Below are 21,042 nucleotides of genomic sequence, written 5' to 3' on the forward strand. Positions count from 1 at the left end.
GTCGGATTATCGGTTGAAACACCCGACATGTCCTTTCCTGGAGGAACCCGCATGCCTGCTCGTGCTCTCCGCCCCCTCGCCGCCACCCTCGCGGCCACGGCCGCCTTCGGCGGTCTCGCCCTCGCCGGAGCCCCGGCCGCGTTCGCCGCACCCGGCGACAACGGGGACATCAAGGTCCACAAGGTCGGCACCCCCTACGGCGACCTGAACGACGAGGCGAGGGTCTGCAGGTTCTACCTGGCGGCCTTCAACTTCGACATCCTCCAGGAGGTCAGCTGGGAGATCACCCCCCAGCCGCCCCGCCCCGAGGTCCCGACCCTCAGCGGCCGTGTCGCGCTGGCCACCGGTATGGGCCACACCAACCCGCTGACGCTGCCCGAGGGGCAGTACCGGGTCACCTGGACCTTCCCGGGCGCGACCCCCGCCGGCAAGCAGAAGGTCTTCACGGTCGACTGCCACGGCAACGGGCAGGGCGGCCGGCCGGGCAACGGGCAGAACAACGGCAACAACGGCAACAACGGCTCCGGCAACAACTGGTCCGGCAACGACAACAACTGGTCCGGCAACGGCCAGGGCCGTCCCCCGCAGGGCCCGGTGGGCGCGGGCGGCGGCGGCAGCGTCGAACTCGCCGCCTCCGAGGGATCCTCCGCCTTCGGCATCGGCGCGACCGTCGCCGCCGGTCTCGCCGGCACGGCCGGACTGGTCATGATCCGCCGCTCGCGCCGCCGCAACGATGGCGCCGCGTAGGTCCCGCATCACGCGCAGGCGACGGCGCCTGTTCCGGCTCGCCAGGACCATGACGGTGGTCGTGGTCCTGGTGGTCGGAGGCTTCTGGTGGGCGGGCGACGAGGAACCCGCCGCCCCGCCCCTCGCCTCCGCCCCGGCCGCTTCCACCGGAGCCGGAGCCGGAGCCGCGGCCGGAACCGGAACCGGGGCGGAGTCGGAGGCGGCGGGGGCGGCCGGAGCGCCGGCCGCCCTGGACCACAAGGCGAAACCCGAGGTCCCGCCGCAGAGCGCGCCCCGGCCGGAGAGCGCACCCTCCCCGAAGGCCGCACCCTCCCCGAAGGCGACACCCCCGCCGAAGGCCGCACCTTCCCCGAAGACCGTGCCCCGGCCGAAGGACGCGTCCGGGGCGCCCGCGCCGCTTCCCCGCTCGCGCCCCACCGCCGTCGCCGTCCCGGCCATCACCATCGAGGCCCCCGTGATCGACCTGGGCCTCGACGCCAAGGGGCAGCTCGCCGCCCCGCCGGCCGACGACCCCAGGGTCGTCGGCTGGTACGCCAAGGGCACCACGCCGGGCGAGCGCGGGACCGCCGTCGTCGTCGGCCACCGCGACACCCGCACCGGGCCCGCGGTCTTCCTCAACCTCGGCGTGCTCAACCCCGGCAACACCGTCCGGGTCGCCCGCGCCGACGGCAAGGTGGCCGTCTTCACGGTCGACCGCATCAAGACGTACGCCAAGGACGACTTCCCCGACAAGGAGGTGTACGGCGCCACCGGGCGGCCCGAGCTGCGGCTGCTCACCTGCGGCGGAGCCTTCGACCGCAAGACGGGTTACGAGGCGAACATCGTCGTCTTCGCCCACCTCACCGACATCGCCCAGAAGATCTGACGTCCCGGAGCGCCGAGACCCCGTGTCGAAGCGCCGGAACGTCCGGCCGACGGATCCCAGCCGCTCCGTCGGCCCCCTCCCGCCGCGTCCGGCGGGCCGCGCCACCCGGCGTGCGCCCCGCCGGACGCGGCGGTGTGTCCGGACGAGAAGCACCCGGACGAGGCAGACCCGGCGGCGCACATCCGGCCGCAAGGCGGAACGGCCCGGTTCCGGTGCCCCGTTCCTGTCCGGTAACCGCCGTGGACGGCACCCGGTCCGAGGCGGCACGATCGACTCCGGAACGGGACCGCAGGACCAAGGGACCGGCCCCGGCCGGTCCCCGGGACTGAGACCCGGGGCACGCCCCGCCACCCTGGCGCCGGAAAACTAACGGCGCTAGTTTGGGTGGGCGACGAACCCGTCGGTAACGTGAGGAGACAGCGGATGAAGGCGCACGACGCGATGTACATCGGCGGGGAGTGGCGCCCCGCCTCCTCCACGGACACCATCCCCGTACTCAACCCGGCGGACGAGCAGGTCATCGGCCACGTCCCGGCCGGCACCGCCGAGGACGTCGACGCCGCCGTACGCGCCGCCCGCGCCGCGCTGCCCGGCTGGGCCGCCACCCCGCCCGCCGAGCGCGCCGCCCGCATCGCCGCCCTGCGCGACGCGCTCGCCGCCCGCGCGGAGGAGATCGCCGCCACCGTCACCGCCGAGCTGGGCGCCCCGCCGCAGTTCGCCGCCGCCGTCCACGCCGGTCTGCCGATCGCCGTCGCCGGCACGTACGCCGAACTCGCCGCCACCCACCCCTTCGAGGAGAAGGTCGGCAACTCCACCGTCTACGCCGAGCCGGTCGGCGTCGTCGCCGCGATCACCCCCTGGAACTACCCGCTCCACCAGATCGTCGCCAAGGTCGCCCCGGCCCTCGCCGCCGGCTGCACCACCGTCCTCAAGCCCGCCGAGGACACCCCGCTCACCGCGCAGCTCTTCGCCGAGGCCGTCCACGAGGCGGGTCTGCCCGCCGGCGTCTTCAACCTGGTCACCGGCCTCGGCCCGGTCGCCGGCCAGGCGCTCGCCGAGCACCCGGACGTCGACCTCGTCTCCTTCACCGGCTCCACCGCCGTCGGACGCCGCATCGGCGCCCTCGCGGGCGGCGCGGTCAAGCGGGTCGCCCTCGAACTCGGCGGCAAGTCCGCCAACGTGATCCTGCCGAGCGCCGACCTCCCCAAGGCCGTCGCCGTCGGCATCGCCAACGTCATGTCCAACTCCGGCCAGACGTGCAGCGCCTGGACCCGCATGCTGATCCCCGCGGACCGGTACGAGGAGGCCGTGGCGCTCGCCGCCGAGGCCGTCGCCAAGTACGTCCCCGGCGAGCGCGTCGGCCCGCTGGTCAACGCCAAGCAGCGGGAGCGCGTCCGCGGCTACATCGAGAAGGGCGTCGAGGAGGGCGCCCGGCTCGTCGCCGGCGGCCCCGAGGCCCCGCGCGAGACCGGCTACTACGTCTCCCCGACCGTCTTCGCCGACGTCACCCCGGACATGACCATCGCCCAGGAGGAGATCTTCGGGCCGGTCGTCTCGCTCCTGAAGTACGAGGACGAGGCGGAGGCCCTCGCCCTCGCCAACGGCACCGTCTACGGCCTCGCCGGGGCCGTCTGGGGCGACCCGGAGGAGGCCGTCGCCTTCGCCCGCCGGATGGACACCGGCCAGGTCGACATCAACGGCGGCCGCTTCAACCCGCTGGCCCCCTTCGGCGGTTACAAGCAGTCCGGCGTCGGCCGGGAGCTGGGCGCGCACGGCCTCGCCGAGTACCTCCAGACCAAGTCCCTGCAGTTCTGAGCCCGTTCCGTTCCACGACGCAGTCCGAGCCCCGAGGAGCACCGCACGTGAGCCTGATCCGCGCCGCCGTCCTGCCCGCCGTCGGCGCTCCGCTGGAGATGACCGACATCGAGCTCCCGGAGCCCGGACCCGGCCAGGTCCGGGTCCGCCTCGCCGCCGCCGGGGTCTGCCACTCCGACCTCTCCCTCTCCAACGGCACCATGCGCGTGCCGGTCCCGGCCGTCCTCGGCCACGAGGGCGCCGGCACCGTCGTCTCCGTCGGCGAGGGCGTCGCGGACGTCGTCCCCGGCGACGAGGTCGTCCTCAACTGGGCGCCTTCCTGCGGAAGTTGTCACCCCTGCTCGCTGGGGGAGGTCTGGCTCTGCGCCGACGCCCTGACCGGCGCGGGCAACGTCCACGCCCGCACCCAGGACGGCACCGAGCTCCACCCCGGGCTCAACGTCGCCGCCTTCGCCGAGGAGACGGTCGTCGCGGCCCGCTGCGTCCTGCCCGCGCCCGCCGGCGTCCCGCTCGCCGACGCCGCCCTGCTCGGCTGCGCCGTCCTCACCGGCTGGGGCGCGGTCCACCACTCCGCCCGGGTCCGGGAGGGCGAGACCGTCGCGGTGTACGGCGTCGGCGGCGTGGGCCTCGCCGCGCTCCAGGCTGCCCGGATCGCGGGCGCGTCGACGATCGTCGCCGTGGACGTCTCCCCGGAGAAGGAGGCGCTCGCGCGGGCGGCGGGGGCCACCGAGTACGTCGTCGCCTCCGGCACCACGGCGAAGGACGTCCGGAAGCTGACCGGGGGACAGGGCGTCGACGTGGCCGTGGAGTGCGTGGGCCGCGCCGTCACCATCCGCACCGCCTGGGAGTCCACCCGGCGCGGCGGCCGGACCACGGTCGTCGGCATCGGCGGCAAGGACCAGCAGGTCACCTTCAACGCCCTGGAGATCTTCCACTGGGGCCGCACCCTGACCGGCTGCGTCTACGGCAACTCGAATCCGGTCGTGGACCTGCCGGTCCTCGCCGAGCACATCCGGGCCGGGCGGTTCGACCTGGGCTCCCTCGTCACCGAGCGGATCACCCTGGACGGCATCCCCGGCGCCTTCGACAACATGCTCGCGGGCAAGGGCGGCCGGGCCCTGGTCGTTTTCCCTTGAGCGCTTGAGCGCTTGAGTACTTGAGATCCTGTGCCCCCCCCGCGGCCTCTGCGTCCCCCCCCGCGACTTCCGGGGCGGGGGGACGCGGAGGCCCGGGGGAGGCGCCGGCCCGGGGTCAGGCGAGCTGGATGGTCAGAGAGCCGGCGATCAGCAGGACGAGGCCCAGGGCGCGTGGCCCGGTCAGGGAGCGCCGCGGGAGCTTGAACAGGCCCTTGTGGTCGATGAGGGCGGAGGTCAGCTGCTGGCCCGTCACGGTGAGGGCGATGGTCACCGCCGCGCCGATGGACGGGATGAGCAGGAAGGTTCCGGTGACGTAGGCGGCGGCGCAGGCGCCGCCGAGCCAGCCCCACCAGGGCATCCTCTTCAGCGGGGCGATCCTGGGCTTCGGGGTGCGACGGGTCGCGTGGAGCACGAGCAGGACGACGGCGATGGTGAAGGTCGCCACGGCGAAGCTGATCACCGCGACGGTGAGGGGCTCCTGGAGCTGCGCGCGCAGCCGGGCGTTGACCGCGCCCTGGACCGGCAGCACGCCGCCGGCCACGACGCCGAGGGCGAGCAGGCCGGCACGGCCCGCGCCCGACGCCCTGGGGGCGCCCGCGGGGGCCGCGGCCTTCATGCCCCGGATGATCACGACGATGCCCGCGAGGACCGCCGCGGCGCCCAGGACGATGCCGGTGCCGAACTCCTTCCGCTCCAGGCCGAGCAGGCCGAAGAGGTCGAGCGCGAGCGAGGCGAACATCTGGCCGGTGACGAAGAGCCCGACGGCGGCGAGGGCGCCGAGCCGGGGGAAGAGCAGGATGCCGCTGGTGATGTAGAGCGGGCTGGCGAGCCCGCCGAGCAGCTGCCAGGGCTCGACGTCGGGCAGCTTGCCGAGCGCGCCGAGCGCACCGGCCGCCACCGCGAGGACGACGAGCAGGCCGGTCGCGACGCCGAGCTGGATGGTCGAGGCGCCGTAGGGGGTGCCGACGGCCGAGTTGAGCTGGAGGTTCACCGAGGCCTGGACGGCCAGGAGGCAGCCGACCAGCAGGGCCGCGGCGAGGAGCGCGGTGTGCATGGGATCTCCCTGGGGCGGAACGACGGACAGCAAGTGGACAGTGCGTCCGTTTAGCATGCCACTCGACAAGGCAAGCGGACAAGGTGTCCACTTGTCTCGGGGGGAAGTGCGCACCTCGGGGAGAAGTCGAGGGAAGTAGGGTCGGGCCCATGAGCGACGACGAGCGGCAGGGCGGTGGATTCGGCTCCGCACACCGGGTCGACGGCCTCCTCGGTGACCTCCAGGTCGCGGACGAGCGGCCGGTCGCCCCGCGCAGGCGCGCGGACGCCGAGCGGAACCGTGCCCAGATCCTGGCCGCGGCCGAGCGGCTCTTCGCCGAACAGGACCCCCGGACGGTCACCATGGACCGGATCGCCAAGGCCGCCGGGGTGGGCCGCGCCACGCTGTACCGGAGTTTCCCCGACCCGTCCTCGGTCGCGGTGGCCCTGCTCGACGAGCACGAGCGCCGGCTCCAGGGGCAGCTCCTCCACGGCCCTCCGCCGCTCGGGCCCGGTGCGCCGGCGGGGGAGCGGCTGGCGGCGTTCTACCTGGCGATGCTCGATCTCCTCGAACGGCACCTGCCGCTGGCCCTGGGGGCGGAGACGGGCGCGGCGCGTTTCGGGACGGGCGCGTACGGCTTCTGGCGCGTCCACGTCCGGACGCTGCTCGTCGACCACGGGGTCGAGGACCCGGACCCGTTGGTCGACATCGCGCTCAGCCCGCTGTCGCCGGAACTCTTCCGCTTCCAGCGGCACGAACTCGGCCTGTCCGTCGAACGCCTCGGCCGTTCACTGGCGGCCTTCGCCCGCCAGCTGCTGCGGTCGGGGGGCGTGCCCTGACGGCACGCTCCCCGGCGCCCGCTGAGCGACTGGGGCCGCGACCGCGATCGGTGGCATGACCGTCAGGTCGATTCGGTCGCTCCGGCGGCGGAACTCCTCGGCCGGGAGCGGGACACGGCCACGCCCGCGAGGCACAGCGCGCCCCCGGCGAGGGTGAGCGGTCCGGGCAGCTCGCCCAGGAACGCCCACGCGAGCAGCACCACCAGGGCGGGCACGGCGTACGTCGTCGCGCCCATCCGCCCGGCGGTCGTACGGGCCAGGGCGTAGGCCCAGGTCGTGAACGCGAGCGCGGTCGGGAACACCCCGAGGTAGACCATGTTGAGGGTCGCCGACAGCGGCGCCCGCCCCACCTCCCCGGCCAGCTGCCCGGCGAACGGCAGACACGCCACCGCCCCCACCAGGCACCCGAACGTCGTCACCTGGAGCGCGCTGCCGTGCGCGAGCGCCGGCTTCTGGGCGACGACCCCGCCCGCGTACGCCACCGCCGCGAGCAGGCAGAGCGCGACCCCCAGCACCGAGGCGTGGCCGCCGGCGGAGTCCCGGGACATCGAGAGGCCGACGGTCACCGCGCCCGCGAACGACACCGCCATGCCCGCGAGCAGCCGGGGCGGCAGGGACTCCCCGAGGAACCGCGCGCCGAGCAGGGCGATCAGGATCGGTCCGACGTTCACCACCATCGCGGCCGTACCCGCGTCGACCTCCTGCTCGCCCCAGTTGAGCACCACCATGTACACCCCGAACCAGAGCAGCCCCGAGACCGCGATCCCCGGCCAGGCCGCCCGCGGCGGAAGCCCCTCCCGCCGCACCAGGAGGACGGCGCCGAGGACCAGGACCCCGGAGAGGAGCCGTCCGAGCGCGAGCGCGCCGGGGGAGTAGGCCGCCCCCGCGCTGCGGATGGAGACGAAGGCGGAGGCCCACAGGACGACGGTGACACCGGCCGCGGCGAGCGCGAGCCGGGAGGATTGCTTCTGCATGCCCCGACGGTAGGCGGAGGAGCGTTCGGCGTTCACCGCAATATCCGGGGGAACCGTTCCTGCCCGTGGCCGGAGGCCCGGCCCGGTTCGTCTGCGGCGAGGTGTCCGGGCACGCGCCCGGTCCCGAGGGCCCCGGCCCGGTTCGTCTGCGGCGACGTGTCCGGGCACGCGCCCGGTACCGAGACCCCAACCCGGTTCGTGTCCGGGCACGCGCCCGGCACCGAGACCCCAACCCCTCACCGCAGCGCCCCCGGCGCGATCCCCAGCTGGTCTCGCAGCGCGCGCCCGCCCGCCGGGGTCACCTTCACGGCCCGCCCGGACCCGATCCGTACGCACCACCCGGCGTCGAGCGCGTGGCGGCAGAGCGCGGCGCCCGCGACCCCCGCGAGGTGCGGCCGGCGCTCGGTCCAGTCGAGGCAGCCGCGCGCGACGGGCCGCCGCCCCTTCCGTACGAGGGCGATGCCCTGCTCGCCGAACCACGCCAGGCCCCGGTCCGTGAGCGCGAACCCGGTGTCCTGGCGCAGGAGCCCCCGCGCCGTCAGGGCCTCGGTGACCGCGGTGCCGAGCCGCCCCGCGAGGTGGTCGTAACAGGTCCGGCCGCGGGCCATCGCCTCCCCCGCGCCCGCCTCCCGCCGCGAACGCGGCGAGGTCACTGGCTGCCATGCCCCCAGGCTGCCGCACTCATCCTTCCGCGGCGGCCGAACCGTCGCGGACGCGGCCCTGCCGGTCCGCCCGGGACGCGTACTGCGCGGCGAGGCCGTCGAGGAGCGCCCGCAGGCCCGTCTCGAAGGCGCCCTCGTCCACCTGCCGGCGGCGCTCCGCGAGGAGGTGGGCCTGTCCGAGGTGGGGGTACGCGGCGGGGTCGTACGCCGTCTCGTCGTCGACGAAGCCGCGGGCGAAGGAGCCGAGGGCGGAGCCGGTGATGAAGTACCGCATCAGGGCGCCGATGTACGTCGCCTGGGCCGGGGGCCAGCCCGCGCGGACCATCGCGCCGAAGACGGCGTCGGCGACCCGCAGCCCTGCCGGGCGGCGGCCGGGGCCCTGGGCGAGGACCGGGACGATGTGCGGGTGGTCGGCGAGGGCGGCCCGGTAGGAGACGGCCCAGTCGTGCAGTGCCGTCCGCCAGTCGCGGGGGTCGTCCGCCGCGAACATCGACAGGTCGATCTTCGCGCTCACCGCGTCCGCGACGGCGTCGAGGATCTCGTCCTTGGTGCGGAAGTGGTTGTAGAGCGAGGGCCCGCTCACCCCGAGTTCGGCCGCGAGCCGACGGGTGGAGAGGGCGCCGAGGCCCTCCGCGTCGATCAGCGCGCCCGCCGTCTCGACGATGCGGTCTCGGCTGAGCAGGGGCTTGCGCGGTCGGGCCATGGCGCACATAGTAGGCCTGCGCTTCGAAAACTAGCAGTGGTAATTAAAGTGACCGCGGTCGGACGGGTGAGGTGGCACGGTGGATCTGGCGCTGAGCGAGGAGCAGGAGGCCGTACGACGGCTCGCCGAGGACTTCGTCGCACGTGAGGTGAGCCCGCACGCCACCGCGTGGGACCGCGCGGAGGAGGTGGACCGGGGCATCGTGAAGAAGCTCGGCGCCGTCGGCTTCCTCGGCCTCACGATCCCGGAGGAGTACGGCGGTTCGGGCGGCGACCACCTCGCGTACTGCCTGGTGACCGAGGAGCTGGGCCGCGGCGACTCCTCCGTGCGCGGCATCGTCTCCGTCTCCCTCGGCCTGGTCGCCAAGACGGTCGCCGCGTGGGGCGACGAGGAGCAGAAGCGGGCGTGGCTGCCCCGGCTCGCGTCCGGCGAGGCGCTCGGCTGCTTCGGCCTCACCGAGCCCGGCACCGGCTCCGACGCCGGGAACCTGGCCACCCGGGCCGTCCGGGACGGCGACGACTACGTCGTCGACGGCACCAAGATGTTCATCACCAACGGCACCTGGGCCGACGTCGTGCTGCTCTTCGCCCGGACGAACGACGCCCCCGGCCACAAGGGCGTCTCCGCCTTCCTCGTCCCCGCCGACAGCCCCGGCCTCACCCGCCGCCCCGTCCACGGCAAGCTCGGCCTGCGCGGCCAGGCCACCGCCGAACTGGTCCTGGAGGGCGTCCGCGTCCCGGCCGCCGCGATGCTCGGCCCCGAGGGCAAGGGCTTCGCCGTCGCCATGTCCGCCCTCGCCAAGGGCCGCATGTCGGTCGCCGCCGGCTGCGTCGGCATCGCCCGGGCCGCCCTCGACGCGGCCCTGCGGTACGCCGGGGAGCGCGAGCAGTTCGGAAAGCCGATCGCCTCGTACCAGCTGGTGCAGGAGCTGATCAGCGACATCTCCGTCGACGTGGAGGCCGCCCGGCTGCTCACCTGGCGGGTCGCCGACCTGATCGACCGCGGCCGGGACTTCGCCACCGCCGCCTCCCAGGCGAAGCTGTACGCCTCCGAGGCCGCCGTCCGCGCGGCCAACAACGCCCTCCAGGTCTTCGGCGGCTACGGCTACATCGACGAGTACCCGGTCGGCAAACTGGTCCGCGACGCGCGCGTCATGACCCTGTACGAGGGCACCAGCCAGATCCAGAAGCTCATCATCGGCCGGGCACTCACGGGGATCTCGGCCTTCTGAGTACGTCTCCGGACGGCGCTGAGTACGCGGACGGATGTGGCGGGGACCACATCCGTCCGATGCTGTCCGGCATGAGCGACACACCGGTCAAGCAGCAGAACACCGCCGCCTACTACACGCAGGCCGTCCTCTCCTTCGGGATCGCGATCGCGGCCGTGGCCATCGGCGTCTACCAGCTCGACGCCAGCGCCTGGGTGCGCGCCTTCCTCGCCGTCTCGGTCCTCTACCTCACGACCTCGGCCTTCACCCTCGCCAAGGTCGTCCGCGACCGCCAGGAGGCCGGCCAGATCGTCAGCCGCGTCGACCAGGCCCGCCTGGAGAAGCTCCTCGCCGAACACGACCCCTTCCAGAAGCTCTGAACCCGGCCCCGGACCCGTCCGCCGCCTCCGGTGGATCTAAGCGCTTGCTCACCCTCGTTGTATGGTGTCCGTGCTGACGGGGACCGAGGAGGAGTGTGGGATGAGCGCGGCGGAGGAGACGCCCGGGGGCGAGGACGTGCCCTGGGGCGAGGTCACGCCCGAGGCGGCGCGGCGGCTGCTGGTGGCCGCCGTCGAGGCGTTCGCCGAGCGCGGCTACCACGCCACCACCACCCGGGACATCGCCGGCCGCGCCGGGATGAGCCCGGCCGCGCTCTACATCCACTACAAGACCAAGGAAGAGCTGCTCCACCGGATCAGCCGGATCGGTCACGACAGGGCCCTGGAGATCCTCCGGGCCGCCGCCGACGGCGGGGGCACGGCGGCCGAGCGGCTCGCCGACGCCGTCCGCTCCTTCGTCCGCTGGCACGCCGAGCGCCACACGACCGCCCGCGTCGTCCAGTACGAGCTCGACGCCCTCGGCCCCGAGCACCGCGCCGAGATCGTGGAGCTGCGCCGCGAGTCCGACGCGGCCGTGCGCCGGATCATCGACGAGGGCGTGGCGGCGGGGGAGTTCGACGTCCCCGACGTGCCCGGCACCACGGTCGCCGTGCTGTCCCTCTGCATCGACGTCTCGCGCTGGTTCACCACCCAGGGCCGCCGGACGCCCGACGAGGTCGGCGCGCTCTACGCCGGCCTCGTCCTCAGGATGGTCGGCGCTCAGAAGTAGTAGCGGGAGACCGACTCGGCCACGCAGACCGGCTTCTCGGAGCCCTCGCGCTCCACGGTCACCGCCGCCGTCACCTGCACCCCGCCGGCGACCTCCTCGGCCTTCGCCAGGACGGCCGTGGCGCGCAGCCGCGAGCCGACCGGCACGGGGGCCGGGAAGCGCACCTTCTCCGTGCCGTAGTTGATGCCCATCCTCACGCCCTCGACCGCCAGGACCTGCGGGACGAACACCGGCAGCAGCGACAGCGTCAGATAGCCGTGCGCGATGGTCGTGCCGAACGGCCCGGCGGCGGCGCGCTCCGGGTCGACGTGGATCCACTGGTGGTCGCCGGTGGCCTCCGCGAAGAGGTCGATCCGCTTCTGGTCGACCTCCAGCCAGTCGCTGTGCCCCAGCTGCTCGCCGACCCCCGCGCGCAGCTCCTCGGCGGAGGTGAAGATCCTCGGCTCGGCCATGTCCCTGCTCCCTCTCGTCACGCCCTTCCCGGGCGCCCCCGCGCGCTCCGGTCGCGCTGTCCAAGCGCTTGCTCAGCTTTGTGGTGCGGACGGTCCGCTGTCAACGCCTCGCCGGACGGCGGGACGGTTCCCGTAGGGTCGCGGAGTGCCGCAGATTCCAGAGAAGATCCACGAGCTCACCGTCGGCCAGCTCTCCGCCCGCAGCGGGGCCGCCGTCTCCGCCCTGCACTTCTACGAGTCCAAGGGACTCATCAACAGCCGCCGCACCAGCGGGAACCAGCGCCGCTACGGCCGCGACACCCTCCGCCGGGTCGCCTTCGTCCGTGCCGCGCAGCGGGTCGGGATCCCCCTGGCCACCATCCGCGAGGCGCTCGCCCGGCTCCCCGAGGAGCGCACGCCCACCAACGAGGACTGGGCCCGCCTCTCGGCGGCCTGGCGCACCGAACTCGATGCGCGCATCACCCAGCTCGGCCGCCTCCGCGACCACCTGACGGACTGCATCGGCTGCGGCTGCCTCTCCCTGGAGACCTGCGTCCTGTCCAACCCGGACGACGTCTTCGGCGAGCGGATGGCGGGCTCCCGCCTCCTCCCGGTGCGCCGCCCGGCACCGGAGGAGGGCGAGGCGTAGGGGCCGTACGGGAGGGCGGGCCCGCCCGGACGCCGTGTCGCGGACCGCCGCGCCGGGCCCGGAACCGCCGGCTCGCGGACCCGTGCCCGGGCCCGCGCCGACCGGTTCCCGAACGACGCGCGTACGGGGCGCTTCGGGGCCTTCCGGCCCCCGCGCCCCGAGGGGTCACGCCGCCGACGCCAGCCGTCGGCCCCGGTCGGCGCGGGCCCGGGCCAGGGTGCCCGAGGTGAGCACCGTCCGCGGGACGCCCACGCCGCAGTCGCCGCACACCGGGCCGTGCCACGGCTCGTACCGGTCGCCGGGGCCCGCCCATTCGATCCTGGGCCCCGCGCACACCGGGCACGCCTCGCCCGGGCCGCGCTCCAGGGCCGTGATCAGCCGCCGCAGCACCTCGGGCAGCGGATCCGACGGATGCACCTCGGGATCGCCGCACCTGACCACGCCGTTGCCGCCCCAGACCCGCCGGTGCCAGTCGTCGAGCGCGCCGGGCCGGCGCAGCCCCTCGTGCTTCTCGCGCCGCCGCCGGGCGGCGAACTCCTTCTCGTACGCGAGCCACACGGCCCGCGCCTCCTCCAGTTCGTCGAGCGCCGCCACGAGCCGCCCCGGGTCGAGCTCCCGGTCCTCGGGTCCGAACCTGTGCCTGCGGCACAGATGGTCCCAGGTCGCGCGGTGCCCGTACGGGGCGAACCGCTCCAGGCACTTGCGCAGGGAGTACCTGCGCAGCGCCGTGTCGCACCCCGGATCGCGCACCTGTCTCGCGAGACTCCGGAAACCGGCCATCTCCCGCCACCTCCGTCGCTGGTCCTTCCGCGGTATCAGAGGGACGAACGGGAAGCCCGCTGTGTTCCATCGAAATGCGGATGGCAGCCATCAGTGGGGCGGGAGGGACCCCCGGGGTGGAGCGGAACCGTCGCGTCCGGCGGCTCCCGGACCCACGGCGGGACCGTCAGCGCAGCCGCGCCGCCGAGATCCGGGGGAAGTGGACCAGGAGGTCGTAAGAGGCGGAGAGCCGGCCGGGGACGGTGTCGCCCGGCCAGGGGTACGCGGTCCCGACGTTCCGGTCCGGTCGGGGCGTCCCCAGCCAGGCGCGCGCCGCCGGGGTCGTCCGCCGCAGATCCAGGTAGAACGGCTCGGAGGCGACCCGGTCCAGGGTGTGGGCGCCACTGTCCGGTCCGAGCGGGCCGACGGTGAAGACCCGCAGCGGCTCGCCCGGGGCCCCGGTGTCGTGCGCGTTGAAGGACCCCCGCCCGAAGGAGGCGCCCACGCTCACGTAGTCCCGGCCGAGCGCGTCCCGCAGGAAGGCGCCCTGGAGGCGCGGGTACTGCTCCGGGTCGAGCGTCACGTACCCCACGTGCCCGTTGTGCGCGGAGAGCAGGATGCGGTGTCCGGTCCGCCGCTGCCACCACACGGTGTTCTCCGCCATGACCCGGTCCCGGTACAGCATCGCCGCCGCGACCCCCTCGGGCGTCGCGAAGTCGTGGGCGTACTCGGTGCCGACCTGGGCGATCGCGCGCGCGTGCCGCACCGCCCAGGCGTGCGCCTCCCGCGCCCCGGCGCCCCCGCCGGGCCGCTGCCGCTCCAGGAGGGCGAGGGCCCGGCTCGCGTCCTCGGCCATCCGCCGCCGCTCGGCGAGCGGCCGGCCCAGGTACCCCTTCATCCACTCCTCGACCCCGCCGGCGGGCCGCGAGTCCCGGTACAGCTCCCGGAAGTGGGGCAGGAGCGCCGGGCGGATGCGGGAGACGTACGAGGTGACGGCGTCGAACAGGTTCGGGCCCGCGTACCCGAGGTCGTTCCCCATGAAGCGGACCTGGCGGTCGGGGTGGAGCCGGTTGTGCTCCCGCATCCAGCGGAAGAGGTCGAGGTACTCCTCGGTGTTCCAGAGGCGGTACGACTCCTGGAACTCGTCCCGCATGATCGCCTCGATGTCGCCCCGGCCGGTGCGCACCCACGCGTCGATCAGGAGCCCCGTGGACCAGTTGGCCTCCAGGGCGAAGGTCGTGAACCCCTTCTCCTCCACCAGGTGTTCGAAGATCCGGTGCTTGGCGGTGAAGAACTCCGCCGAGCTGTGGGTGGCCTCGCCGACGCCGACGACCCTGGCGGAGCCGATCATCCGGTCGAGCGGCCGCAGATCGGTCAGGGGGTGCGCGGAGCGGGCGAGTTCGCGCGCCGGGTCGGTGGCGGCCGGGGCGGAGGGGACGGGGGCGGCCGCGCCCGCCGGGGCCGGGGCGAGGCCGCCGAGGCAGACGGCGAGCAGCAGCCCGGCGACGGAGAGGCGGCGCCGTGAGGAGGACTTCGGGAGGATGACGGTGCGCATGGGACCAGCGTGGTCGGCGGGACGCCGCCGGGACATCCCGCCCGCACCCTTCCCCGGCCTCCCGCCCGCCCCCTCGGGACACGGGGGCCAACCCCCTTTCCCGGGGCGGCCCTCAGCGGTACAGCAGGTACTCCTTCCGTACCGCCCGGAAGGCCTTCAGGTCCGCCTGCCACGCCCCGACGACCTCGTCGGTGTCCGCGCCCGCGTCGATCAGGGTCCGCACCCGGGTCGAGCCGGTCAGCCTGTCGATCCAGTGGTCCGGCCGCCAGGCGAAGCCGGACCACGAGCGGCGGGCGGTGACCAGGAGCCCGATCCCGGCCCGTACCGGGTCGAAGGCCTCCCGGTCGTGGACGTGCAGCTGCACCCCGCCCACCGTCCTGCCCTGGAACTTGGAGAAGGTCGGCGCGAAGTAGGCCTCGCGGAAGCGGACCCCGGGCAGGCCGAGCGCGTTCGCCGCCTCCGCCCACCGGCGGTCGATCCCCTCGGCGCCGAGGAGTTCGAAGGGGCGGGTGGTGCCCCGGCCCTCGGAGAGGTTCGTGCCCTCGAAGAGACAGGTGCCGGAGTAGACGAGCGCGGTCTCCGGCGTCGGCATGTTCGGGCTCGGCGGCACCCAGGGCAGTCCCGTGGAGTCGAAGAAGTCCGTCCGCCGCCACCCCGTCATCCGCACGGTCTCCAGGGCGACGGGCGCGGCCAGGAACTCGCCGTTGAAGAGCAGCGCCAGCTCGGCCACCGTCATGCCGTGCGCCTGCGCGATCGGCTCGCGCCCGACGAAGGTGGCGAACGCCCGGTCCAGGACGGGCCCGAGCGCCGCGCGCCCGGTCACCGGGTTCGGCCGGTCCAGGACCACGAACCGCTTCCCGGCGAGGGCGGCGGCCTCCATGCAGTCGTACAGCGTCCAGATGTAGGTGTAGAAGCGCGCGCCGGCGTCCTGGACGTCGAAGACGACCGTGTCCACCCCGGAGGCGGTGAAGACGTCCGCGAGCGGCCGCCCGCTCTTCAGGTACGTGTCGTAGACGGGCAGTCCGGTCGCCGGGTCGTCGTACCGGCCCTCCGAGCCGCCCGCCTGGGCGGTGCCCCGGAAGCCGTGCTCGGGGCCGAAGACGGCGATCAGGTCCACCCGTTCGTCGGCGTGCATGACGTCCACGAGGTGGCGGGCGTCCGGGGTCACGCCGGTCGGGTTGGTGACGACGCCGACCCGCTGCCCGTCGAGCGGCGCGTACCCGTCCGCCGCGAGCCGCTCGAAGCCGGTCCGCACCCGGCGCCGCCCGGTCTCCCGGCCCGGAGCCCCCGTCTCCCGGTCCGGCGTCCCGGCGGTGGCGGGGGGCGCGGTCGCCGCCACCGCCCCCAGGGCGCCTCCGGCGGCCAGCAGACTCCGTCGCGACAGACCCATGCGCGAACCTCCTCGATCGCGGCCCCGGCCGGGGCGCATGACAGGGGCACGCACGCTAGCGCCCCCGGTCGCCCGGGGGAACGAGGCGTGCGGGAGGGTCCCTCCGCCGCCGACCCTTCCCACCCGGCATACCGACCGGTTAGTCTGCCGGGGTCGCGGCCCCGGAAGGGCCGGGGAGGCCGGAACGGCCGGAGAGTCGCGGAGAGTCGCGGAGAGGTGGGTCCAGACATGGACGCGGACACGGGCACGGACACGGGTGCCGGTACGAGTACGGGTGCGCGCGCCGGTGCCGGGGCGGACCTCCGGGACGCCGGAGTCGTCGTCACCGGCGCGGGCGGCGGCATCGGCGCCGCCCTCGCCCGCCGCTTCGCCGCCGAAGGCGCCCGCGTCGTCGTCAACGACCTCGACGCGGACCGCGCCGAGGCCGTCGCCGCAGAGATCGGCGCCGTCGCCGTCCCCGGGGACGCCTCCGCCGTCGTCGACGAGGCCCGCGCGGCCCTCGGCGGCGCCGTCGACGTCTGGTGCGCCAACGCCGGACTCTCCTCGCCCGGCGACGCCTTCGCCGACGAGGACGTCTGGGCCGCCGCCTGGGACGTCAACGTCATGGCCCACGTCCGCGCGGCCCGCGCCCTGCTCCCGGAGTGGCTGGAGCGCGGCGGCGGCCGCTTCGTCTCCACCGTCTCCGCCGCCGGCCTCCTCACCATGATCGGCGCGGCGCCGTACAGCGTCTCCAAGCACGGCGCGTACGCCTTCGCCGAGTGGCTCTCCCTCACCTACCGGCACCGCGGCCTCTCCGTCCACGCCATCTGCCCGCAGGGCGTCCGCACGGACATGCTCACCGCCGCCGGGAGCGCGGGCGAGCTGGTCCTCGCCCCCACCGCCATCGAGCCCGAGGACGTCGCGGACGCCCTGATCGACGCCGTCGCGGCCGACCGCTTCCTCGTGCTGCCCCACCCCGAGGTCGCCGGCTACTACCGCAACCGGGCCACCGACCCCGAGCGCTGGCTCGGCACCATGAACCACGTCCAGCGGACCTGGGAGACGGGCGCCGGTCGGCCGTAGCCCCCGGCGGATGGGAAGATCTGTCCGACGGGAACTCGTTCCCCTGACCGAAAACGATCACCGAAGAAGTACGAGGGAAGGCGGCGGAGCATGGCCAGGACGACGGACGGGAGCGGCACCCCCGTCCCCCAGAGGCTCCTCGCCGCCGCCACCCGGCTCTTCGCGGAGCAGGGCTACGACCGCACCTCCGTCCAGGAGATCGTCGAGGCCGCCGGGGTCACCAAGGGCGCGCTCTACCACTACTTCGGCTCCAAGGAGGACCTCCTCCAGGAGGTCTACTCCCGGGTCCTGCGCCTCCAGCAGGAGCGGCTCGACGCCTTCGCCGACGCCGACGCGCCCGTGGAGGAGCGGCTGCGCGACGCCGCCGCCGACGTCGTCGTCACCACCATCGAGAACCTCGACGACGCCTCGATCTTCTTCCGCTCCATGCACCACCTGAGCCCGGAGAAGAACAAGCGGGTGCGGGCCGAGCGGCGCCGCTACCACGAGCGGTTCCGGGCCCTGATCGAGGAGGGCCAGAAGGCCGGGGTGTTCTCCTCCGCGACCCCCGCCGACCTGGTGGTCGACTACCACTTCGGGTCCGTGCACCACCTGTCCACCTGGTACCGCCCGGACGGCCCCCTCAGCCCCCAGCAGGTCGCCGGCCACCTCGCCGACCTGCTGCTCCGGGCCCTGCGCCCCTGACCGCACCCCCGTCGGGGGGTGCGGTCGACCGGACGGCCCTACAGGTACTTCTTCAGCTCCCGGTGCGCCAGCGACCGCTGGTGCACCTCGTCCGGCCCGTCCGCCAGCCTCAGCGTCCGCGCCGCCGCCCACAGCTCGGCCAGCGGGAAGTCCTGCGACACCCCGCCCGCGCCGTGCAGCTGCACGGCCCTGTCGATGATGTCGACGACCGCGCGCGGGGTCGCGATCTTGATCGCCTGGATCTCGGTGTGCGCGCCCCGGTTGCCGACGGTGTCCATGAGCCACGCCGTCTTGAGGACCAGCAGCCGCAGCTGCTCGATCGTCACCCGGGCGTCCGCGATCCAGTTCTGCACGACGCCCTGCTGCGCGAGCGCCTTCCCGAAGGCGGTGCGGGAGACCGCGCGCCGGCACATCAGCTCCACGGCCCGCTCCGCCATGCCGATCAGCCGCATGCAGTGGTGGATGCGGCCGGGGCCGAGCCGGGCCTGCGCGATGGCGAAGCCGCCGCCCTCCTCGCCGACGAGGTTCGCGGCCGGGACGCGCACGCCGTCGAAGACCACCTCGGCGTGGCCGCCGTGGTAGTGGTCCTCGTACCCGTACACCCGCATCGCGCGCCGGACCTCGACGCCCGGGGTGTCGCGCGGCACGAGGACCATCGACTGCTGGCGGCGGATGTCGGTGCCGTCGGGGTCGGTCTTGCCCATGACGATGAAGACCTTGCAGTCGGGGTTCATCGCCCCCGAGATGTACCACTTGCGCCCGTCGACCACGTACGAGTCGCCGTCCCGCCGGATCCGGGTCTCGATGTTGGTGGCGTCGGAGGAGGCGACCTCGGGCTCGGTCATCGCGAACGCCGAGCGGATCTCGCCCGCGAGGAGCGGCTCCAGCCACTGCTTCTTCTGCGCCTCGTCGCCGAACTGGGCGAGCAGCTCCATGTTCCCGGTGTCCGGGGCGGCGCAGTTGAGGGCGGTCGGGGCCAGCTGCGGGCTGCGGCCGGTGATCTCGGCGAGCGGCGCGTACTGGAGGTTGGTCAGCCCCGCCCCGTACTCGGCGTCCGGGAGGCTGTGCCGGTCTACGAAGAAAAGGTTCCACAGGCCCTGCCGCCTGGCCTCGGCCTTCAGCTCCTCGACCACCGCCGGGGTGTCCCACGGGGAGGCGAGCAGGGCCCGCTGCTCCTCGGCGACGGCCTCGGCCGGGTACACGTGCTCGTCCATGAAGGCGAGCAGCTTCGCGCGGAGCTCCTCGGTGCGCGCGTCGTAGGCGAAGTCCATGGGGTTCAGCCCTCCTGAAGGGTGGTCAGGCCGTGTGCGATGAAGACGGGGACGAGCTCGCCGATGCGGTCGAAGCCGGCGCCGACCGTCTGGCCGAGGGTGTAGCGGTAGTGGATGCCCTCCAGGATCACGGCGAGCTTGAACCAGGCGAAGGCCGTGTACCAGGAGAGGGCGGAGGTGTCGCAGCCCGAGCGGGCCGCGTAGCGCTGGACCAGCTCGGCGGCGCTCGGGTGCCCGGCGGCCGCGGCGGTCGTGGAGATGGGGGAGCCCGGCAGGTCCAGCGGGGTGCTGTACATGACGAGCAGGCCGAGGTCGGTGAGCGGGTCGCCGAGCGTCGACATCTCCCAGTCCAGGACGGCCCGGATGCGGTCGTCGGGGCCGACGAGGACGTTGTCGAGCCGGTAGTCGCCGTGGACCACGGTGGGCGGGGGAGAGGACGGCAGCGCCCGGCCGAGGGCGGCGTGCAGCTCGTCGATCCCGGCCAGCTCCCGGCCGCGCGAGGCGTCGAGCTGCTTGCCCCAGCGCCGCAGCTGCCGGTCGAGGAAGCCGTCGGGCCGCCCGAAGTCGCCGAGTCCGACCGCGTCGGGGTCCACGGCGTGCAGGTCGACCAGGGTGTCGACCAGGCCGAGGACGGCGGCGCGGGTGCGCTCGGGGCCCAGCGGGGCGAGCTCGCGGGCCGAGCGGTACGGCGTCCCCTCGACGAACTCCATGACGTAGAACGGCGCGCCGAGGACCGACTCGTCCTCGCAGAGCAGGACCGTCCCGGGCACGGGCACGTCCGTCGCGTGCAGGGCGCTGATCACGCGGTGCTCGCGCCGCATGTCGTGGGCGGTGGCCAGGACGTGGCCGAGCGGGGGCCTGCGGACGACCCAGCGGCCGGCGGCGGTGCCGTCGGTCACCGCGTACGTCAGGTTCGAGCGCCCGCCCTCGATCAGCCGGGCTTCGAGGGGGCCGGCGGCCAGGCCGGGCCGCTCGCGGTCGAGGAAACGGCGCAGCCGCTCGGGGTCGAGACCCGGTGGGGGTACCTCCCGCGTCGTCGACTGCGGGTCAGGGGCGGAGCTCATCGGGCGTACCTCCGGATCGGCTTCGGTCGGCCCTCATGATGACCGACCAGTCGGTATGTCGTCCAGAGGGGTGTCCGCCACACTCCGGGGGCGCCCCCGCCGCAGGCGCGGAGAGCGCGCGCCGAGGGGGTGGTCCTCCCTCCGGCACGCGCTCCCCGGCGGCTCAGGCGTGGCAGGCCACCGGCACCCCGCCGTTCATCGCCGCCATGTCGCCGAAGACCGCCACCGGGTCGAGCGGGTGCCCCTCCGGCAGGCCCGCCAGCTCCGCGTGGGCCCGGTGCAGGTTCGCCACCAGGCGCTCGCTCTCCCGCCACGCGGCGAACTCGCCGAGCTCCGCCCGCCGCGCCGTCTCCAGCGGCGCGTCCCCCCTCGCGTACCCCTCGGCGGCCAGCTCCCGCACCCACAGCAGGTACCGCTCCGTCGCGTCGTACGCCGAGGGGTCGGTCACCCGCCCGTGTCCGGGCACCACCGTCGGCGCGTCGAGCGAGCGCAGCAGGGCGAGCGCGCGCAGCGAACCGGCGAGCGACCCCATCGGCAGGAACGGCGTCCCGCCGTGGAAGACCAGGTCGCCCGTGAAGACCACCCCCTGCTCGGGGAGGTGCACGATCGAGTCGCCCGTGGTGTGCGCGGCGCCCGGGTGGAGCACCCGCACCTCGATCCCGCCGACGTGCAGCGTCAGCCGGTCGGTGTACGTGACGGACGGCGGCAGGATGTCCACCCGGCCGAAGTCGGTCCGCGGCCAGATCAGATGGAGCTGGTGTCCGGCCGCGAGCTGCTCGGCCCGGCAGTTCTCGTGCCCCACGATCCGCGCCTCGGGGGCGAACACCCCGTTCCCGTAGGTGTGGTCCCCGTGGTGGTGGGTGGAGACGACCGTGCGCGGCAGCGGGAACCCGGCGGCGAGGACGGCCTCGCGCAGCAGCAGGGCCCGCCGTTCGGTGGCGGCGGTGTCGACGAGCAGCGACTCGCCCGCGTCGCCGAGGAAGCCCGCGTTGTTCAGGCACCAGCCCCCGTCGGGCTGGACGAAGGCGTGGACGTGCGGGGCGAGGGTGACCACGTAGGGGTCGGTGGAAGACAAGGGATTCCCCC

Annotated in this window: 21 protein-coding genes and 1 pseudogene; 11 read left to right on the forward strand and 11 right to left on the reverse strand. The window is 74.5% G+C overall.

Features of this window, described 5'->3' with window-relative positions; translation table 11 throughout:
- The first annotated feature begins 51 nt into the window (after window positions 1–51).
- The 4 genes from ADL08_RS01565 to ADL08_RS01580 all read left to right on the forward strand — a co-directional run bounded on the left by ADL08_RS01565 (window position 52) and on the right by ADL08_RS01580 (window position 4,563).
- Complete coding sequence (locus ADL08_RS01565; protein WP_053640182.1) at window positions 52–747, forward strand: hypothetical protein; 696 nt, start codon at window positions 52–54, stop codon at window positions 745–747.
- 49 nt (window positions 748–796) lie between these two features.
- Window positions 797–1,612 (forward strand): class F sortase, encoded by an 816-nt coding sequence (locus ADL08_RS01570; protein ID WP_053640183.1) that lies wholly within the window; start codon window positions 797–799, stop codon window positions 1,610–1,612.
- Window positions 1,613–2,035: 423 nt separating this feature from the next.
- Complete coding sequence (locus tag ADL08_RS01575) at window positions 2,036–3,427, forward strand: aldehyde dehydrogenase family protein (protein ID WP_053640184.1); 1,392 nt, start codon at window positions 2,036–2,038, stop codon at window positions 3,425–3,427.
- A 53-nt stretch (window positions 3,428–3,480) separates the two neighbouring features.
- A complete protein-coding gene (locus tag ADL08_RS01580) occupies window positions 3,481–4,563 on the forward strand; it encodes a Zn-dependent alcohol dehydrogenase (protein WP_053640261.1) in 1,083 nt (360 codons plus the stop codon).
- 115 nt (window positions 4,564–4,678) lie between these two features.
- Here ADL08_RS01580 and ADL08_RS01585 read toward each other — a convergent pair whose 3' ends face one another.
- Window positions 4,679–5,617: a DMT family transporter gene (locus ADL08_RS01585; protein WP_053640185.1), complete on the reverse strand. Its 939-nt coding sequence runs from the start codon at window positions 5,615–5,617 to the stop codon at window positions 4,679–4,681.
- Between the two features lie 149 nt (window positions 5,618–5,766).
- Here ADL08_RS01585 and ADL08_RS01590 point away from each other — a divergent pair, with 149 nt between their 5' ends.
- Window positions 5,767–6,435 carry a TetR/AcrR family transcriptional regulator gene (locus tag ADL08_RS01590; protein WP_053640186.1) on the forward strand — a complete coding sequence of 223 codons (669 nt, stop codon included), beginning with the start codon at window positions 5,767–5,769 and terminating at the stop codon, window positions 6,433–6,435.
- 62 nt (window positions 6,436–6,497) lie between these two features.
- Here the strand turns inward: ADL08_RS01590 and ADL08_RS01595 are convergent, their stop codons facing one another.
- The 3 genes and pseudogenes from ADL08_RS01595 to ADL08_RS01605 form a co-directional block, all read right to left on the reverse strand.
- Complete coding sequence (locus ADL08_RS01595) at window positions 6,498–7,409, reverse strand: DMT family transporter (protein ID WP_053640262.1); 912 nt, start codon at window positions 7,407–7,409, stop codon at window positions 6,498–6,500.
- Between the two features lie 236 nt (window positions 7,410–7,645).
- Window positions 7,646–8,053: pseudogene (locus tag ADL08_RS01600) on the reverse strand (transcriptional regulator); the annotation flags it as partial.
- Between the two features lie 37 nt (window positions 8,054–8,090).
- Window positions 8,091–8,774 carry a TetR/AcrR family transcriptional regulator gene (locus tag ADL08_RS01605; protein WP_053640263.1) on the reverse strand — a complete coding sequence of 228 codons (684 nt, stop codon included), beginning with the start codon at window positions 8,772–8,774 and terminating at the stop codon, window positions 8,091–8,093.
- A gap of 79 nt (window positions 8,775–8,853) precedes the next feature.
- Here ADL08_RS01605 and ADL08_RS01610 point away from each other — a divergent pair, with 79 nt between their 5' ends.
- From ADL08_RS01610 to ADL08_RS01620, 3 genes are all read left to right on the forward strand, one after another.
- Window positions 8,854–10,005, forward strand: a complete 1,152-nt coding sequence (locus ADL08_RS01610; RefSeq protein ID WP_053640187.1) for an acyl-CoA dehydrogenase family protein — start codon at window positions 8,854–8,856, stop codon at window positions 10,003–10,005.
- A gap of 71 nt (window positions 10,006–10,076) precedes the next feature.
- Complete coding sequence (locus ADL08_RS01615; RefSeq protein ID WP_053640264.1) at window positions 10,077–10,364, forward strand: YiaA/YiaB family inner membrane protein; 288 nt, start codon at window positions 10,077–10,079, stop codon at window positions 10,362–10,364.
- Between the two features lie 100 nt (window positions 10,365–10,464).
- Window positions 10,465–11,091, forward strand: a complete 627-nt coding sequence (locus ADL08_RS01620; protein WP_053640188.1) for a TetR/AcrR family transcriptional regulator — start codon at window positions 10,465–10,467, stop codon at window positions 11,089–11,091.
- On the opposite strand, the gene ADL08_RS01625 is transcribed toward ADL08_RS01620, so the two are convergent.
- Window positions 11,082–11,543 (reverse strand): MaoC family dehydratase, encoded by a 462-nt coding sequence (locus ADL08_RS01625; protein ID WP_053640189.1) that lies wholly within the window; start codon window positions 11,541–11,543, stop codon window positions 11,082–11,084. The two genes, ADL08_RS01620 and ADL08_RS01625, sit on opposite strands and share 10 nt — an antisense overlap.
- Before the next feature lie 145 nt (window positions 11,544–11,688).
- Between ADL08_RS01625 and soxR the strand changes: the two genes are divergently transcribed.
- Complete coding sequence (gene soxR, locus ADL08_RS01630) at window positions 11,689–12,171, forward strand: redox-sensitive transcriptional activator SoxR (RefSeq protein ID WP_053640190.1); 483 nt, start codon at window positions 11,689–11,691, stop codon at window positions 12,169–12,171.
- A 165-nt stretch (window positions 12,172–12,336) separates the two neighbouring features.
- Here soxR and ADL08_RS01635 read toward each other — a convergent pair whose 3' ends face one another.
- The 3 genes from ADL08_RS01635 to ADL08_RS01645 form a co-directional block, all read right to left on the reverse strand.
- A complete protein-coding gene (locus ADL08_RS01635; protein ID WP_053640191.1) occupies window positions 12,337–12,951 on the reverse strand; it encodes a hypothetical protein in 615 nt (204 codons plus the stop codon).
- A 166-nt stretch (window positions 12,952–13,117) separates the two neighbouring features.
- The gene (locus ADL08_RS01640; RefSeq protein WP_053640192.1) at window positions 13,118–14,485 is read right to left on the reverse strand and encodes an erythromycin esterase family protein; all 1,368 of its coding nucleotides are present in this window, start codon (window positions 14,483–14,485) and stop codon (window positions 13,118–13,120) included.
- A gap of 112 nt (window positions 14,486–14,597) precedes the next feature.
- Window positions 14,598–15,875 (reverse strand): exo-beta-N-acetylmuramidase NamZ domain-containing protein, encoded by a 1,278-nt coding sequence (locus ADL08_RS01645; RefSeq protein WP_053640193.1) that lies wholly within the window; start codon window positions 15,873–15,875, stop codon window positions 14,598–14,600.
- A 228-nt stretch (window positions 15,876–16,103) separates the two neighbouring features.
- Here ADL08_RS01645 and ADL08_RS01650 point away from each other — a divergent pair, with 228 nt between their 5' ends.
- The gene (locus ADL08_RS01650) at window positions 16,104–16,937 is read left to right on the forward strand and encodes an SDR family oxidoreductase (RefSeq protein ID WP_234351960.1); all 834 of its coding nucleotides are present in this window, start codon (window positions 16,104–16,106) and stop codon (window positions 16,935–16,937) included.
- A gap of 90 nt (window positions 16,938–17,027) precedes the next feature.
- A complete protein-coding gene (locus tag ADL08_RS01655; RefSeq protein WP_053640194.1) occupies window positions 17,028–17,621 on the forward strand; it encodes a TetR/AcrR family transcriptional regulator in 594 nt (197 codons plus the stop codon).
- Window positions 17,622–17,659: 38 nt separating this feature from the next.
- Here the strand turns inward: ADL08_RS01655 and ADL08_RS01660 are convergent, their stop codons facing one another.
- The 3 genes from ADL08_RS01660 to ADL08_RS01670 all read right to left on the reverse strand — a co-directional run bounded on the left by ADL08_RS01660 (window position 17,660) and on the right by ADL08_RS01670 (window position 21,031).
- Window positions 17,660–18,892 carry an acyl-CoA dehydrogenase family protein gene (locus ADL08_RS01660; RefSeq protein ID WP_053640195.1) on the reverse strand — a complete coding sequence of 411 codons (1,233 nt, stop codon included), beginning with the start codon at window positions 18,890–18,892 and terminating at the stop codon, window positions 17,660–17,662.
- Window positions 18,893–18,897: 5 nt separating this feature from the next.
- Window positions 18,898–19,956, reverse strand: coding sequence for a phosphotransferase family protein (locus tag ADL08_RS01665; RefSeq protein ID WP_053640196.1), 1,059 nt, complete (start codon window positions 19,954–19,956; stop codon window positions 18,898–18,900).
- A gap of 163 nt (window positions 19,957–20,119) precedes the next feature.
- Window positions 20,120–21,031 (reverse strand): MBL fold metallo-hydrolase, encoded by a 912-nt coding sequence (locus tag ADL08_RS01670; RefSeq protein ID WP_053640197.1) that lies wholly within the window; start codon window positions 21,029–21,031, stop codon window positions 20,120–20,122.
- Between the last annotated feature and the right edge of the window lie 11 nt (window positions 21,032–21,042).

It is taken from the genome of Streptomyces sp. NRRL F-6492, assembly GCF_001280125.1.
Lineage (GTDB): Bacteria > Actinomycetota > Actinomycetes > Streptomycetales > Streptomycetaceae > Streptomyces.

What these genes read in the sequence shown, in the direction of transcription:
- ADL08_RS01650 (WP_234351960.1), top strand. Translation starts at nt 16,104, where the DNA reads ATGGACGCGGACACGGGCACGGACACGGGTGCCGGTACGAGTACGGGT.
- ADL08_RS01665 (WP_053640196.1), bottom strand. Translation starts at nt 19,956, where the DNA reads ATGAGCTCCGCCCCTGACCCGCAGTCGACGACGCGGGAGGTACCCCCA.
- ADL08_RS01640 (WP_053640192.1), bottom strand. Translation starts at nt 14,485, where the DNA reads ATGCGCACCGTCATCCTCCCGAAGTCCTCCTCACGGCGCCGCCTCTCC.
- ADL08_RS01590 (WP_053640186.1), top strand. Translation starts at nt 5,767, where the DNA reads ATGAGCGACGACGAGCGGCAGGGCGGTGGATTCGGCTCCGCACACCGG.
- ADL08_RS01570 (WP_053640183.1), top strand. Translation starts at nt 797, where the DNA reads ATGACGGTGGTCGTGGTCCTGGTGGTCGGAGGCTTCTGGTGGGCGGGC.
- ADL08_RS01565 (WP_053640182.1), top strand. Translation starts at nt 52, where the DNA reads ATGCCTGCTCGTGCTCTCCGCCCCCTCGCCGCCACCCTCGCGGCCACG.
- ADL08_RS01620 (WP_053640188.1), top strand. Translation starts at nt 10,465, where the DNA reads ATGAGCGCGGCGGAGGAGACGCCCGGGGGCGAGGACGTGCCCTGGGGC.
- ADL08_RS01575 (WP_053640184.1), top strand. Translation starts at nt 2,036, where the DNA reads ATGAAGGCGCACGACGCGATGTACATCGGCGGGGAGTGGCGCCCCGCC.
- ADL08_RS01635 (WP_053640191.1), bottom strand. Translation starts at nt 12,951, where the DNA reads ATGGCCGGTTTCCGGAGTCTCGCGAGACAGGTGCGCGATCCGGGGTGC.
- ADL08_RS01615 (WP_053640264.1), top strand. Translation starts at nt 10,077, where the DNA reads ATGAGCGACACACCGGTCAAGCAGCAGAACACCGCCGCCTACTACACG.
- ADL08_RS01625 (WP_053640189.1), bottom strand. Translation starts at nt 11,543, where the DNA reads ATGGCCGAGCCGAGGATCTTCACCTCCGCCGAGGAGCTGCGCGCGGGG.
- ADL08_RS01645 (WP_053640193.1), bottom strand. Translation starts at nt 15,875, where the DNA reads ATGGGTCTGTCGCGACGGAGTCTGCTGGCCGCCGGAGGCGCCCTGGGG.
- ADL08_RS01660 (WP_053640195.1), bottom strand. Translation starts at nt 18,892, where the DNA reads ATGGACTTCGCCTACGACGCGCGCACCGAGGAGCTCCGCGCGAAGCTG.
- ADL08_RS01605 (WP_053640263.1), bottom strand. Translation starts at nt 8,774, where the DNA reads ATGGCCCGACCGCGCAAGCCCCTGCTCAGCCGAGACCGCATCGTCGAG.
- ADL08_RS01595 (WP_053640262.1), bottom strand. Translation starts at nt 7,409, where the DNA reads ATGCAGAAGCAATCCTCCCGGCTCGCGCTCGCCGCGGCCGGTGTCACC.
- ADL08_RS01655 (WP_053640194.1), top strand. Translation starts at nt 17,028, where the DNA reads ATGGCCAGGACGACGGACGGGAGCGGCACCCCCGTCCCCCAGAGGCTC.
- ADL08_RS01585 (WP_053640185.1), bottom strand. Translation starts at nt 5,617, where the DNA reads ATGCACACCGCGCTCCTCGCCGCGGCCCTGCTGGTCGGCTGCCTCCTG.